Genomic DNA, 14358 nt, shown 5'->3' with positions numbered 1-14358 from the left:
CTCCTCGCCGGATCGTAAGGGATCGTCGAGGTGAACTCTATCCCGGCGTCGGCGTCACTCCGCGTACACCACCCTGGTCCGCAGCACGATGTCCTGGAGCGATCGCCGGCGCGGCGACAGCGCGACCCACGCCAACCCGAAGGGGAACACCGTGCAGAACACGGCGCGCAGCAGAAGCCAGTGCACCCGCACGCGGCCGCCTTTGGAATTCGCGACGCGCAACCCGAGCACCGCGTGGCCCACGGAGCGATCGGTGACGGACCAGCACACGAACAGGTAGGCGGCCGACGCGACGAAGAATCCGGTCGCGGTGAAGATCCACGGAACGGTCGGGAAGCTGAAGTCGCGCACGTCGACGGCGAACATGACGAACGCGATCGTGAGATAGCTGCCGCTCATCAGCACGAGGACCACGACGAGGTCGACGCCTGCCGCCAGTGACCGGCTGACGATGCCCGCGTCGCGCACCGATACCGGCGCTTGCCGGTCATTCATCGCGTGCCTTCCGCCGGAGCATCCGTCCCACGAGGTTCTCGACGGCGTCGTCGGCGCGTTCGCTCCCGCCGCGGACGTCGGTGATCATCTCCGTGGTCACCGTGGTGCTCGCACCGCGCACCATGGACGAGATGTCGACACCGTCGAGAAGAGCGTCGACGTCCACCCGGTCGAGCAGCGCATCCAAGTCGAGGTCGGCGAGCAGCGCGTCCAAGTCGAGTCGGGCGAGGAGCCTGGGCAGGTCGACGGAGTCCAGGACCGCGTTCAGGTCGACAGTCTCGAGGAGCGTGTTCAGGTCCACAGTCTCGAGGAGCTTGTTCAGATCGATCTTCTCGATCACGGCATTGACGTCGAGGGTTGCGACGATCCGATTCAGGTCGACGCCGGTCAATAGGACCCCGGTCAGGTCGATCTCCTCGGTGAGGTAGGTGAGCGCTTCGGACAGGACGAAGCGGATCGTCTTGCCCGGCAACGCGACCGCCCGCCCCACGGTCTCCGCGATCAGGCTCTGGATCATTGACTGATCATGCCAGAAATGCACGACGCCCCGATCGGCTTGCGGCCGATCGGGGCGTCGCGGCATGCGTTCGGGTGAACGCGATCCTCGTTACCGAATCACAGGGCTTCGAAGAGTTCGCGTGCGAGTCGAGCGGTCTCGCTCGGGGTCTTGCCGACCTTCACGCCTGCGGCTTCGAGAGCTTCCTTCTTCGCCTGCGCGGTGCCGGCGCTGCCGGACACGATCGCTCCCGCGTGACCCATCGTCTTGCCTTCGGGGGCGGTGAAGCCCGCGACGTAGCCGACGACCGGCTTGGAGACGTTCGCCTTGATGTACTCGGCCGCACGCTCTTCGGCGTCGCCGCCGATCTCACCGATCATGACGATCAGCTTCGTCTCGGGGTCGGCCTCGAACGCCTCGATGGCGTCGATGTGCGTGGTGCCGATGACCGGGTCGCCGCCGATACCGATGGCGGTCGAGAAGCCGAGGTCACGCAGCTCGTACATCATCTGGTAGGTGAGGGTGCCCGACTTGGAGACCAGGCCGATGGGACCCTTGTCGGTGATGTTGTTCGGCGTGATGCCGACCAGCGCCTCACCCGGGGTGATGACGCCCGGGCAGTTCGGACCGATGATGCGGGTCTTGGCGCCCTTCTCCACGTTGTAGGCCCAGGCGTACGCCGAGTCCTGCACCGGGATGCCCTCGGTGATCACCACGAGCAGCGGGATCTCGGCGTCGATGGCTTCGATGATCGCGTCCTTGGAGAACGCGGGCGGAACGAAGGCGATCGACGTGTCGGCGCCGGTGGACTCCATGGCTTCGGCGACGGAGCCGAAGACCGGCAGCTCGACGTCGTTGCCGTCAGCGTCCACGTGCGACACGGTGGTGCCTGCCTTGCGGGCGTTGACGCCGCCGACGACGTTGGTGCCTGCCTTGAGCATCAGCGCGGTGTGCTTGGTGCCCTCGCCGCCGGTGATGCCCTGGACGATGACCTTGTTGTTCTTGTTCAGGTAGATCGACATGTTTTCCGGCTCCTACTTGCTCGCCAGCTCGGCGGCCTTGTCGGCGCCGGCGTCCATGGTCTCCGCCAGGGTCACCAGCGGGTGGTTGGCGTCGGCCAGGATCTTGCGACCCTCTTCGACCTTGTTGCCGTCCAGGCGGACGACGAGCGGCTTGCTCGCGCCGTCGCCCAACTTCTCGAGGGCGCCCACGATGCCGTTGGCGACCGCGTCGCACGCGGTGATGCCACCGAAGACGTTCACGAAGACGCTCTTGACCTGCTCGTCACCGAGGATGACGTCCAGGCCCGCGGCCATGACGTCGGCCGAAGCGCCGCCGCCGATGTCCAGGAAGTTGGCGGGCTTCACGCCGCCGTGGTTCTCGCCTGCGTATGCGACGACATCCAGCGTCGACATGACCAGACCCGCACCGTTACCGATGATGCCGACCTGTCCGTCGAGCTTGACGTAGTTGAGGTCGTTCTCCTTGGCCTTGAGCTCAAGGGGATCGGTCGCTTCCTTGTCGGCGAACTCGGCGTGGCCGGGCTGACGGAAGTCGGCGTTCTCGTCGAGGGTCACCTTGCCGTCGAGGGCGAGGATCTCGTCATTGGGGGTGCGGACCAGCGGGTTGACCTCGACCAGGCTGGCGTCTTCGTTGATGAAGACTTCCCACAGCTTCTGGATGGTCACGGCTGCTGCGTCGAGGACCTCGGCCGGCAGGTGGCCTGCCTCGGCGATCTGACGCGCGAACGCCAGGTCGACGCCCTTGACCGCGTCGACGGCGATGCGGGCCAGGCGGTCCGGCTTCGTCGCGGCGACCTCTTCGATCTCCATGCCGCCTTCCACCGAGCACATGGCCAGGTAGGTGCGGTTGGACCGATCGAGCAGGAACGAGATGTAGTACTCCTCGGCGATGTCGCTGGCTTCCGCGACGAGAAGTCGCTTGACGACGTGGCCCTTGATATCGAGCCCGAGGATGTTTTCAGCGTGTGTCTGTGCGTCATCGGGGGTCGCGGCGTACTTGACGCCACCCGCCTTACCACGTCCGCCGACCTTGACCTGCGCCTTGATCATGACGGGCTTGCCGATTTCCTCGGCGATCGCCCGTGCATCAGCGGCAGTATCGGTCACCCGACCCGGTGTGGTGGGTACCCCATGCTTGGCGAACAGTTCCTTCGCCTGGTATTCGAAGAGATCCATTCAGCTCACCATCTGAAGTAAGTTTCGTCCGCTTCGGTGTAACGCGGACCATAACGGACTGTAATCCTGTTGCCCGCGTCGCTTCGCACTCGGTGCGAACCTTGTGCCCCATCTCACTCAGTCCTCGCCCAAGGTGGACTTCAGGCGGACTGTTGGTTACCGTCAACTGGGTTGGTAACAGGATGGTCACAGAGACCAGGCACGATACGAGGTGAGCAGACGGTGGCAGCAGGTAGCGCTTTGCGCTCGGAGAACCCCACCGCTCCCGTCGTCGAAGAACCCGCCACCCTCGACATTCCGCTTCCCTCCCGCAGCCTCCGGCTCGGGCTCGGCGCCACCCCGTGCAACGACGCGGTGTCCACCACCGAGATCCCCGTCGCCGACGGCGACATTCCGACGCCCACCGCTTCGGTGACCACGACGACGTCGCATCCCGAACCTCGCGGTCGCCACCGCCTCCGGGCGCCGTCCTCCGCGTTGAAAGCGCGCACCGCACTGGTCGCGATGGCCGCAGGCGCGGGCGCGTTCGCACTGTCCGGCTCGGGCGCGCAGCAGTCGACGCCGACCGCCGAACCGCCCGCCCCCGATGTGACGCTCGCCGCGGCGGGCACCGGCACAGACCTCGGTCCCGGCATCGCCGCGTCGACCCCCGAATCAGATATGAGCGTCTTCGACGATCAGCTTCCGCAGGGCGCGAAGCTCGCCAAGGCGAAAGCCGCCGCCCGCGAAGCGAAGCTCAGGCCCAAAGTGGCGAGCCCGATCCCGTTGGGGGGCTACGACCTGACGTCGGCGTTCGCGCCGCGATGGGGCGCCTTCCACGGGGGCATCGACTTGGCCGCGCCGCTCGGCACCCCGATCCACGCGGCGACCGACGGCGTCGTCGTCGAGGCGGGCCCGGCGTCCGGCTACGGCAACTGGGTGCAGATCAAGGCTCCGGACGGCACAATCACGATGTACGGCCACATGTCGTCGTCGGGTGTGCACGTCTCGAAGGGCCAGCACGTCACCGCGGGCGATACGATCGCCGTCGTCGGCAGCGAAGGTTTCTCCACCGGACCGCACGTCCACTTCGAGGTGTGGAAGGGCGGCAAGATGAAGATCGATCCCGCCGTCTGGCTCGCCGCGCAGGGCGTCCGCCTGTCCGCCCTCCACGGCTGACCCGCCGCACACCGGCGGCCACCCCCTCAACCCTGTTGCCGCAGCCTCAGCTCTCTCGTCGCAGCCTCAATGCGTCTTAGCAAGCTCCGCTCAGGCGGCTAAGACGCATTGAGGGTGCGACAACGTAGGTGAGGGTGCGGAAACGAGCGCTGAGCGCTCTACAGCTTCTCGCCCGGCAGACCACCGGCGGTCATCAGCGTGACGCGTCCGACGGAGCCGCCGAAGTCGAACGTGATCCGTTCGGTGATGCCACTGCCCTCCTTCGCGACGGCCTTGCCCATCCCGAACTTGGGGTGGTTCATGCGGTCCCCGATGTCGTAGTGCACGACCTTGCTGCGGGCACGTGTGGGATCGGGCGAGCCGAACGACGACCGGCGATTCCCCGAGTCCCCGAAGCCTGAACTGCCGAAGCCGGAACCACTGCTCGACGAGTAGCCGAACGCGCCCCGTGACTCCCGCGGTGCGCGACGCGGCTCGGTGCGTCGCCAGTCGATGAGGTGTTGCGGGATCTCTTGCAGGAAGCGCGATTCCGGGTTCGACACCGGTTGCCCCCAGGAGGCTCTGGACATCGCGCGCGTCAGATAGAGGCGCTGCCGGGCTCGGGTGATCCCGACGTAGGCGAGTCGTCGTTCCTCGCTGAGCTCGTTCGGGTCGCCGAGCGCGCGCATGTGCGGGAAGTGTCCGTCCTCCCAGCCGGTGACGAACACGACCGGGAACTCAAGCCCCTTCGCGGTGTGCAGCGTCATCATGGTGACGACACCGTCGCCTTCGTCGGGCACCTGGTCGGCGTCTGCGACGAGGGACACCTTCTCCAGGAAGGCGGCAAGCGAACCGGGTTCGGGCTCGCCCTCCTCCGCGGGAGCGGGCGCGTCCGGGTCGGCGGCGGTCTCGTCGTCGGCTTCGGCGCGCTGCGCGGCCTCCAGACTGAAGTCGCGGGCGACTGCGACGAGTTCGTTGATGTTGTCCAGTCGGGCGCCGTCCTGCGGGTCGTTGGACGCTTCGAGTTCACTGCGATACCCGGACCGGTCGATGATCGCGTCGACGAGGTCGCCGATGTCGGCGCCCTCGGTGGTCGCGTCGGCGACCGCTTCGTCCGCTGCGCCGCCGACCGCACCGAACGACATGAGGAAGTCGTTGCGGAGCCCTTCGATGAGCTCGACGAATGCGGTGATCTGTTTGACGGCGCGTGTATTGAGCAGTGCGACGCGGTTCTCCGTGGCGTCGAGCAGGCCTTGATAGAAGCTGACGCCGAGGTTCTCCGCGTGGACCGCCACGCACGCTTCGGCACGGTCGCCGATGCCGCGTCGCGGAGTGTTGAGGATGCGGCGCAGGCTCACCTGGTCATCGGGGTTGGAGACCACACGCAGGTAGGCGACGATGTCGCGCACCTCTTTGCGTTCGTAGAATTTGGTCCCGCCGACCACCTTGTACGGCATGCCGTGCCGCACGAAGACTTCTTCCAGTGCGCGCGAACCCGTGTTGGTTCGGTAGAAGACGGCGACGTCGGCGTAGGTGTGGCTCGCCGAACCACCGATCGAGTAGTCGACGAGCTGCTCGATCTCCTTGGCGATGAACGCGGCCTCCTCGCGGTCGGAGTCCGCGACGTACCCGGTGATGAGTTCGCCGTCGCCGGAGTCGGTCCACAGGCGCTTGTCGCGACGCCCCGTGTTACGGGAGATGACGGCGTTGGCCGCCGACAGGATGGTCTGCGTGGACCGGTAGTTCTGTTCGAGGAGGATCGTCTCGGCGTTCGGGTAGTCGCGTTCGAACTCTTCGATGTTGCGGATCGTCGCGCCACGGAAGGCATAGATCGACTGGTCGGCGTCGCCGACAACGCATAGTTCCGACGGTGCGACCGCCCCTCCGGGGCTATCCGATGCGGTCGGCTCGTCGCCGACGAGTTCGCGGACGAGGACGTACTGGGCGTGGTTGGTGTCCTGGTACTCGTCGATCAGCACGTGGCGGAAGCGGCGACGATAGTATTCGGCGACCTCCGGATGTCGCTGCAGCAGCGACACCGTCTCGCCGATCAAGTCGTCGAAGTCGAAGGCGTTAGCCGAGGCGAGGCGACGCTGGTACTCGGCGTAGATCTCGGCGATCGTCTGCGCCGTCGGATCGGGCTGGTCGCCTGCCGAAGCCTGCGCGGCGGCCTCGTCGGGCTCGACGAGCTCGTTCTTGTGGTTGGAGATCACGGTGCCGACGCCGCGCGGACTGAACTTCTTCGCGTCGAGCCCGAGGTCGCGGATCACCATGCCGAGGAGCCGACGGGAGTCGTCGGCGTCGTAGATCGAGAAGTTCGAGTTGCGGTTGCCCAGCAGTCCAGACTGCGCGCGGAGAATTCGGACGCACGTCGAGTGGAACGTGGACACCCACATGTAGGCGGCCCGCGGACCGACCAGGTCGATGACGCGTTCGCGCATCTCGGCCGCCGCTTTGTTGGTGAACGTGATCGCCAGGATCTGGCCGGGCGTCACATCCCGTTCGGCGAGCAGAAACGCGATGCGGCGCGTGAGCACCGCGGTCTTCCCCGAACCCGCACCCGCCACAATCAACAGCGGCACGCCCTGGTGGAGGACGGCCGCGCGCTGCTGCGGGTTGAGCCCGTCGAGCAGCTCTCGACCGCGGTCGGTGAGATCGGCGGCAGCTGGCCCGGGCGCAGGAGAGTTCGAGGAGTTCATCGCCTAGCCAGGCTACCCGCGAGGTCCGACAAGGACGACGACGGCTGGTGTCGCGTCGTACTCACCGAAGCGCACGACGACGTCATCCGATCCGGCTACGATCTCGGCAGACACAGTCAGCATGATGAGCCCGGCACCGGCTCCGACCTGCTGTTGCGCCGCTTCGCGGAGAGTTAGTCCCGAGCGACTACGGCGCCAGTCCGGCCATGACCGCGTTCCCGACCCGGCCCTCACCCGTGTGCAGGTGCAGTCCGGGCGTGACCGGACGGATCTGCACGCCGTCGCCGTGCCCGGTCAACTGCGCATACACCACGTGCAGACCCGACTGGACGGGTATCTGCAACGGATCGCCTCCGTCGAGCCGCAGTTCGATCTCGCCGTCGCGGTCCGCGCAATAGCTGATCTGCAAGGTCCACTGGAGGTCGAGGAGCGGCCCGTCGAGCGCCAACCGCTCCGGTCCCGCGATGCCCGGCCTGCGGCACGAGCCCGCACTGGGCTCGATCGTCCGTGCTCGCGTGACCGCCCCCTGCGTCGCCTTACCGGTCGGGTCGAGGACGACGAGGTCGTCGGTGTACGACCCGAACTCCGGCCGTTCGGGGAGGCGCCCGAAGATCCGACTGATCTGGTTGTCCGGGTAGGCCACCGGGAGCAGCACCTCCAACGGGACCGCCTGGTCGAACATGGTGCGCCCCGCGTTGTCCTTCATCGCCTGGCGCGCGTTCGCGAGATAGTCGGCGGTGGGGTCCTCGCGCCACGACGTCGAGTACGCGCTCGTGGCGATCATCGACGAAACGACCAGCAGCACCGCTCCGACGGCCACCGCGATCGTCGGACGCCGATCGGGTTCGGATGCGGCGGCGTGCGTTCCGCTGGCGCTCGGAGCTGCCGCGATCAATGCGAACGCGATGGTGAACACGAGCGCGGTGTCGGGCAGATACCTCATCGTCTGCGCGAGTTCGAGCGAGGTGAACTCGCCGGACCGCGTCCACAGGACGGGGGCCTGCGCGAGCACGGCGTAGAGCGCGGCGCACACCCAGACGGCGACGGCGCCGCGCGTCGCGCGCACCGTCGACACGACGAGCACCGCGATGATCACCCAGCCGAGCACGATCATCCAGACAGGCGCGAGACCCATCGGCGGCGACGGCACCCACCTCTCCCAATTCCACGGCCCGCCCGCGAACGACGGGACGATCGCGTTGTTGATGCTCCGCCACACCAGGTGCGCCGTCTGCGAGAACGAATGGCTGCCCTCCGTCGCGGTGGTGGTCGCGAAGAACAGGACGGCCCACGCCACGAACACCGTCCCGAGGATCGCCCACAAGTTGCGCGCCCGAGTGAACGTCACCGTCAACGCTGACGTCCGATAGTCGGTGTCGGGATGCTCGAATCGGTTGGTCCGACGGCGCGTCGCGAGCAGTGCCGCGACGAATGCGACGGGGAGTATCAGCAGCGACTTCTCGAAGAACGTGAGCGCGACCACGAAGGCGGCCACCGCGCAGACGACGAGCCGGGTCCGGCGAGCGTCGGACACGTCGTCGCGCACCAACACGACCGCGTTGCCGACGACATACGCGAGCGCTGCCTGCATCGGCAGGGTGTTCAGGCCCGCCGCCCACCACACATACGCACTGATCGTCATCGGGACGAAGAGATAGAACGCGAACGCTGCGAGCGCCGCCACGCCCGCACGCGGCGCGATGATCCGGATCATCCGCCACACCGCGAGGGACGCGATCGCCTGCAGCACGACGAGGGTCGCCGCGGGCAGCCACCATTGGACGGGCGCGATCACCGTCGACACTCCGGCCACCAGGAACGCTCCCGGCATGAAGTGCCCGTCGTGGCTGGTGCCGAGGTAGTCCCAGCTGAGGATCGGATCGCTCGACGCCTGCGAGATGAGGACGAGATCGTCCCAGTAGAAGTTGCCGCGAGCGACGAGCCATGCGCGTACGACGAGTTGCGCGACGAGGAGGGCTCCGGCGATGGGGACGACGGCGGCTGCAGGGACGGCGGGTGCAGGGACGAGCGTGCGGGCGTGCGGCATTCCAGCATTGTCGCGCACCCCGCGCGCCGTGGTGCCGGTCCCACGCCGGTCTCGCGACACGCGGCGGTCGACGCGTGGCAAAATCGATAGACGTGACTGAGCCAACCGACCCGGCGAACCGGGACCTGGGAATCGACGGCCTGAGCGCCGACGTCGCCGACCTCCCCGACGACATCGACACCCTGCGCTTGGAGATCGACCGGATGGACGCGGTCATCCTGGCCGCGATCCAGCGGCGCAGCGCCGTCTCGAAGAAGATCGGCGCGTACCGGATGGCGACCGGCGGGCCCCGGCTGGTGCACAGCCGCGAGGTCAAGGTTCTCGACCGCTTCTCGGCCCTCGGTTCGGAGGGGCACACCCTCGCGATGCTGCTGCTGCGTCTGGGACGCGGACCGCTCGGCCGCTAGTACGTCAGCGTCCCCGCTGGTCGCGATACCAGCGGACCAGTGCGTCGGTCGACGAATCGTGCGACGCCGCGGGCGCCGCGTCGCCGGTGAGGCCCTCGACGAGGGCGTTCGCCTTCTCCTTGCCGAGCTCGACTCCCCACTGGTCGAAGGGGTCGATGCCCCAGATCGTCGCTTTGACGAACGTGATGTGCTCGTAGAGCGCGATGAGCTGGCCGAGGACTGCCGGGGTGAGCCGCGGCGCGAGGACCGTCGTCGACGGCCGGTTCCCCGGCATCACCTTGTGCGGGATGCGGTCGGCGGGCACGCCTTCGGCGGCGAGGTCGTCTGCGGGCTTCCCGAACGCCAGCACCTCGGTCTGCGCGAAGAAGTTCGCCATCAGGATGTCGTGCATCGAACCGCCGGAGGCGCCGTCGAGGTCGTCGGTCGGCTGAGCGAACCCGATGAAGTCAGCGGGCACCAGCCACGTGCCCTGGTGCAGGAGCTGATAGAACGCGTGCTGTCCGTTGGTGCCGGGCTCGCCCCAGTAAACGGTGCCGGTCGGGGTGGTGACCGGTCGTCCGCCCGCGGTCACCGACTTGCCGTTCGACTCCATCGTCAACTGTTGCAGATACGCGGGGAACCGGGCGAGATCCTGCGCGTACGGCAGGACCGCCTGCGACTGTGCTTGGAAGAAGTTCGAGTACCAGACGCCGATCATGCCGAGCAGGACCGGCGCATTGCGTTCGAGGGGCTGCGTCGCGAAATGCTCGTCGACGGTGTGGAAGCCGTCGAGGAACTCGGCGAACCGTTCCCGGCCGACGGCGATCATCAGGCTCAGGCCGATCGCCGAGTCGACCGAGTAGCGGCCGCCGACCCACCCCCAGAACCCGAACATGTTCGCGGTGTCGATACCGAACTTCGCGACCTCGTCGGCGTTGGTGCTGACGGCGACGAAATGCTTGGCGACGACGTCGGCGGCACCGTCGTCGACGCCGAGGCCGGCGAGCAGCCAGCGTCGCGCGGCGACGGCGTTCGTGATGGTCTCCAACGTGGTGAACGTCTTCGAAGCGACGACGACGAGCGTCGTCTCCGGGTTCAGAGCGTCGAGAGTGGACAGCACGTCGACCGGGTCGATGTTGGAGACGAAGTGGCAGTGCAGGCCGTCCTGCCGATAGTGGCGGAGCGCTTCGTAGGCCATCGCGGGCCCGAGATCGCTGCCGCCGATCCCGATGTTGACGATGTCGGTGATCGGCTTGCCGGTGTGCCCGACCCAGTCGCCGCTGCGGACCCGGTCGGCGAAGTCGCCCATCGCGTCGAGGACGGCGTGCACGTCGGACACCACGTCCTGGCCGTCGACGACGAGTTCCGCGTCGCGCGGCAGACGCAGCGCGGTGTGGAGGGCGGCCCGATCCTCGGACGTGTTGACGTGCTCGCCCGCGAGCATGGCGTCGCGCCGGTCTTCCAGGCCCGCTTCGCGCGCCAGACTCAACAGCAGTTCGATCGTCTCGCCGGTGACGAGGTGCTTCGAGTAATCGATGTGCAGGTCGCCCGCGTCCACCACGAGCGTCGAACCGCGCTCGGGGTCCATGGCGAACAGTTCACGAAGATGCAGTGCGTAGACGTGCGGGTAGTGGGCGGCGAGCGCATGCCACGACACAGTCGCCGTTATGTCGTATTCGCCGGTGGCATCGGTGCGGGAGCCCAACATACTTCAACCCTATGTTGTCGCACGGCAATTCGCCGTTCGACGGGGTCAGATGAGGCGTGCGCTGATCGCGTCGGGGAGATACCGCAACGCCCACGAGATCGGCGTCCACGGCCATCCGGGGACGGCGGCGCGTGCGGGCTCGGCTTCGATGGCTTTGACCATCGCCGCGACACCCGCATCGGTGTCGGTCATCATCGAGGTCTTGACGCCCCGGTTGATGTCGGTCTCGATGTACCCGGGCAGCAGCACGGTGACGACGATGCCGGAGCCTTTCAGTTCCGCCTGCAACCCCTGGCCGAGCGTGGCCAAGCCGGCCTTGGACGCCGAGTACGCGGCCTGCGCCTTGGGGAGCCCGCGGACGGCGCTCATCGAGCTGACCAGGACGAGGTGGCCGCTGCCCTGCGCACGGAAGATCGCCAGCGCGGCCTCGATCTGGGTGAGGGCGCCGACGAGGTTGGTCTGGACGGTCTCGATGTTGGCGGCGGCCTTCCCCGTCCCGATCGGCGCGCCCTTGCCCAGTCCGGCGTTGACGATCACCCGGTCGACACCGCCGAGTTCGTCGGCGAGCTTCCCGAATGCGACGGGGACGGCGTCGACGTCGGTCACGTCGAGCTGTGCGACAGCGACTTTCCGCGCGGCCGGCTCGATTTCGGCGGCGAGCGATTCGAGTCGGTCGAGCCGTCGGGCGGCGAGCCCGAGGCTGCGTCCGCGGGCCGCGAACTGACGCGCCATGCCCTCGCCGAGTCCTGAGCTGGCGCCGGTGATAATGATCTTCTCGCGCGACATGGCAGCGAATATACCTGCGCGGGTTGCCAGATCGTGATGGGACGATCTTCGCGGTATCGCTTCATTCCGACGATCTTCGCCTGTACAACTGATTGGGACCGTATTATCCCCTCCCCCGGTAGAGGACCGAACGCGATGCGACGAATCACCCGAACTATCACGACCTTCGCGCTTACCGCAGCGATGGCCGCGGCAGCACTGACCGCCGTCGTCACACCGCCACCCGCTCAGGCGTCGGGCGCGTGCAGCAACTCCGGCACAGGCATCCCACTCCCGTTCGACTTCGGATCGCTCGGCTTTCCGCGCGGCGGCGCCGCACAGGGACCGCAGAAGCCGCTGCCGCACTTCGACAACGGACGCACCAAGACGATCTCCTGGGTCACCGGACCGCTCAGCCGCAACAAGACGTTCACTCGGTTCGGCATCTCCGGCACCGACGTCGGCGTCGCGTGGGACAACGGGCGAGGCCAGACGCTGATGGCGTTCGGCGACACGTTCGGGAACTGCCTGCGGCAGGACCGCGGATGGCGCAACAACACGTTGCTGCGCTCGACGGACACGAATCTGGCGAATGGCCTCACCCTGCAGCATCGCGGATACGCGGGGCCGATGTTCGGCGCGTTCGGATTCAGCGGTATCGAGAAGACGAAGATCCCTACCGCTGGCATCTCGATCGGCGGCAAACAGTACGTCAACTACATGTCGGTCCGCGCGTGGGGCCCGCCGAGCCGCTGGTTCACGAACTACTCGGCGACCGCCGTATCGTCGAACAACGGGCGCAGCTGGTTCACACCGCAGAGCACGATCCGGGTGAACGCAGGCGTCGACGTGGCATTGCCCGCCGGGTGGCCGTCGGTGAACCACGTGAACCCGCTGTTCCAGCAGAGCGCCTACCTGAAGGGCGTCGGTGACGACGCAGGCTGGGTCTACCAGTACGGCACGCCGAACGGCCGGTTCGGCGCGGCACACATCGCGCGGTTCCGCCCGGGCGACATCCTCGATCCGGGCAAGTACCAGTACTGGACCGGTTCCCGCTGGGCGGGCGGCGCGGCTCGGCCCGCGGCGATCGTCCGCGGCCCGGTGACCGAACTGTCGGTGGCGTGGAGCCCGTACCTGAACAAGTACGTGATGCTCGACAGCCCGAACGGCGTCAAGTTGCGCACCGCGAACCACCCGCAGGGGCCGTGGAGCGCCGGCCGGCGGATCGCTCCGTCGAGTCTCGAGCTGTACGCGCCGATGATGCTGCCGTCGTCGCCCGCGCTGCGCGGTACGGGACCGGAACTGTACTTCAACGCTTCCCGGTGGGATGACTACAACGTCGCCCTGATCCGCACCAAGGTGCGCTGACCACCAGCACCCGATCAATACGGCCGGCACCCAATCACCGCCGGCACCCAAACCGACACCGCCCAGAGCGAGCATCGGCCCATAGCCGGTCGTATCGCCTGAGCGGTGTCGGTTTGCGATCTCCGCACCGCTGCTCGCGGTGTCGGGACTCCTACTTCAACAGCCGCGACATCCGACGGTCGGCGAGAACCTTCCCGCCGGTCTGGCAGGTAGGGCAATACTGGAACGAGCGGTCGGTGTACGACACCTCGCGAACCGTGTCGCCGCACACCGGGCAGGGCAGCCCGGTCCGGGCGTGGACGCGCAGCCCCGTCCGCTTCTCCGATTTCATGGTCGCGACCTCGCGGCTCTCGAGTCGCTGCACGGCCTCGGTGAGGACGGTCCGCGTCGTCTCGTAGAGGTTGTCGACCTGGTCGTCGTCCAGGGTCTTGGCGGACGCGAACGGGGAGAGTCTCGCCGTGTGCAGGATCTCGTCGGAGTAGGCGTTCCCGACACCGCTGATGGTGCGTTGGTCGGTGAGGACGGTCTTGAGGCGCGACGTCGTCGCACCCAGGATCGCGGCGAACTCCTCGCGGGAGACGGCGAGGACATCGGGCCCGAGGGTCGCGATGCGTTCGACGTCGGACGGGTCGCGAACGATCCACGCGGCGAGCCGCTTCTGGGTGCCTGCCTCGGTCACGTCGAAGCCTTCACCGGGCAGTCCGCAGTGCACGCGCAGCGCGATGGGGCTCTTCCCACCGGGGCGGGGCGGCGTCTGCGACAGGGTGCTGCTCCATCGGACCCATCCGGCGCGCGAGAGGTGGATCACCAGGTCAATCTCCGGGTCGCTCGCGCCCGGACCGCGCTCGGGGCCGGGGACGGTGCGGATCACCAGGTATTTCCCGATGCGGTCGACGGCGCTCACGGTGCGCCCAGGCAGGTCCGTGTACTGCGGGTCGGCCGTCTTGAGGACCGACAGTGATGCGACGTCCACGCGACGAATCGGCAGACCCGCGGTGCGCGAGTCGAGGTATGCGGCGATCGCGGAGACCTCGGGAAGTTCCGGCATGTATCCAGTGT

Annotated in this window: 12 protein-coding genes; 3 read left to right on the top strand and 9 right to left on the bottom strand. The window is 67.5% G+C overall.

The features are described from left to right. Positions 1 to 54 precede the first annotated feature (54 nt). The 4 genes from L5G28_RS06370 to sucC all read right to left on the bottom strand — a co-directional run bounded on the left by L5G28_RS06370 (position 55) and on the right by sucC (position 3189). Entirely contained in the window at positions 55 to 495 is a 441-nt protein-coding gene (locus tag L5G28_RS06370) for an RDD family protein (protein ID WP_237000797.1), read from the bottom strand. Then, on the bottom strand, positions 488 to 1012 hold the full coding sequence (locus L5G28_RS06365; RefSeq protein ID WP_237000796.1) for a hypothetical protein: 525 nt from the start codon (positions 1010 to 1012) through the stop codon (positions 488 to 490). Before L5G28_RS06365 ends, L5G28_RS06370 begins: the two co-directional genes overlap by 8 nt. 98 nt (positions 1013 to 1110) lie before the next feature. Beyond that, positions 1111 to 2013 (bottom strand): succinate--CoA ligase subunit alpha, encoded by a 903-nt coding sequence (gene sucD / locus L5G28_RS06360; RefSeq protein WP_236996179.1) that lies wholly within the window; start codon positions 2011 to 2013, stop codon positions 1111 to 1113. A gap of 12 nt (positions 2014 to 2025) precedes the next feature. After that, positions 2026 to 3189 carry an ADP-forming succinate--CoA ligase subunit beta gene (sucC, locus tag L5G28_RS06355; protein ID WP_237000795.1) on the bottom strand — a complete coding sequence of 388 codons (1164 nt, stop codon included), beginning with the start codon at positions 3187 to 3189 and terminating at the stop codon, positions 2026 to 2028. A gap of 222 nt (positions 3190 to 3411) precedes the next feature. Between sucC and L5G28_RS06350 the strand changes: the two genes are divergently transcribed. Next, complete coding sequence (locus tag L5G28_RS06350; protein WP_237000794.1) at positions 3412 to 4347, top strand: M23 family metallopeptidase; 936 nt, start codon at positions 3412 to 3414, stop codon at positions 4345 to 4347. A 158-nt stretch (positions 4348 to 4505) separates the two neighbouring features. Here L5G28_RS06350 and L5G28_RS06345 read toward each other — a convergent pair whose 3' ends face one another. Both L5G28_RS06345 and L5G28_RS06340 read right to left on the bottom strand, forming a co-directional pair. Further along, a complete protein-coding gene (locus L5G28_RS06345) occupies positions 4506 to 7025 on the bottom strand; it encodes a UvrD-helicase domain-containing protein (RefSeq protein ID WP_237000793.1) in 2520 nt (839 codons plus the stop codon). A gap of 187 nt (positions 7026 to 7212) precedes the next feature. Next, on the bottom strand, positions 7213 to 9072 hold the full coding sequence (locus L5G28_RS06340; RefSeq protein WP_237000792.1) for a hypothetical protein: 1860 nt from the start codon (positions 9070 to 9072) through the stop codon (positions 7213 to 7215). A 92-nt stretch (positions 9073 to 9164) separates the two neighbouring features. Between L5G28_RS06340 and L5G28_RS06335 the strand changes: the two genes are divergently transcribed. After that, positions 9165 to 9479: a chorismate mutase gene (locus L5G28_RS06335; RefSeq protein WP_236996173.1), complete on the top strand. Its 315-nt coding sequence runs from the start codon at positions 9165 to 9167 to the stop codon at positions 9477 to 9479. Between the two features lie 4 nt (positions 9480 to 9483). Here L5G28_RS06335 and pgi read toward each other — a convergent pair whose 3' ends face one another. Together pgi and L5G28_RS06325 are read right to left on the bottom strand one after the other, a co-directional pair. Continuing rightward, complete coding sequence (pgi, locus tag L5G28_RS06330; protein WP_237000791.1) at positions 9484 to 11166, bottom strand: glucose-6-phosphate isomerase; 1683 nt, start codon at positions 11164 to 11166, stop codon at positions 9484 to 9486. 45 nt (positions 11167 to 11211) lie between these two features. Next, complete coding sequence (locus tag L5G28_RS06325) at positions 11212 to 11952, bottom strand: SDR family oxidoreductase (protein ID WP_237000790.1); 741 nt, start codon at positions 11950 to 11952, stop codon at positions 11212 to 11214. A gap of 135 nt (positions 11953 to 12087) precedes the next feature. Between L5G28_RS06325 and L5G28_RS06320 the strand changes: the two genes are divergently transcribed. Then, positions 12088 to 13299, top strand: a complete 1212-nt coding sequence (locus tag L5G28_RS06320; protein ID WP_237000789.1) for a glycoside hydrolase family 183 protein — start codon at positions 12088 to 12090, stop codon at positions 13297 to 13299. Positions 13300 to 13450: 151 nt separating this feature from the next. Here the strand turns inward: L5G28_RS06320 and L5G28_RS06315 are convergent, their stop codons facing one another. After that, positions 13451 to 14347: a DNA-formamidopyrimidine glycosylase family protein gene (locus tag L5G28_RS06315; RefSeq protein WP_237000788.1), complete on the bottom strand. Its 897-nt coding sequence runs from the start codon at positions 14345 to 14347 to the stop codon at positions 13451 to 13453. Between the last annotated feature and the right edge of the window lie 11 nt (positions 14348 to 14358).

Origin of the sequence: Gordonia liuliyuniae, assembly GCF_021739025.1 — a bacterium.
GTDB classification, from domain to species: Bacteria; Actinomycetota; Actinomycetes; order Mycobacteriales; family Mycobacteriaceae; genus Gordonia; species Gordonia liuliyuniae.
Note: the sequence above shows the minus strand (reverse complement) of the source record. Positions and strands in the feature narration are given on the sequence as shown.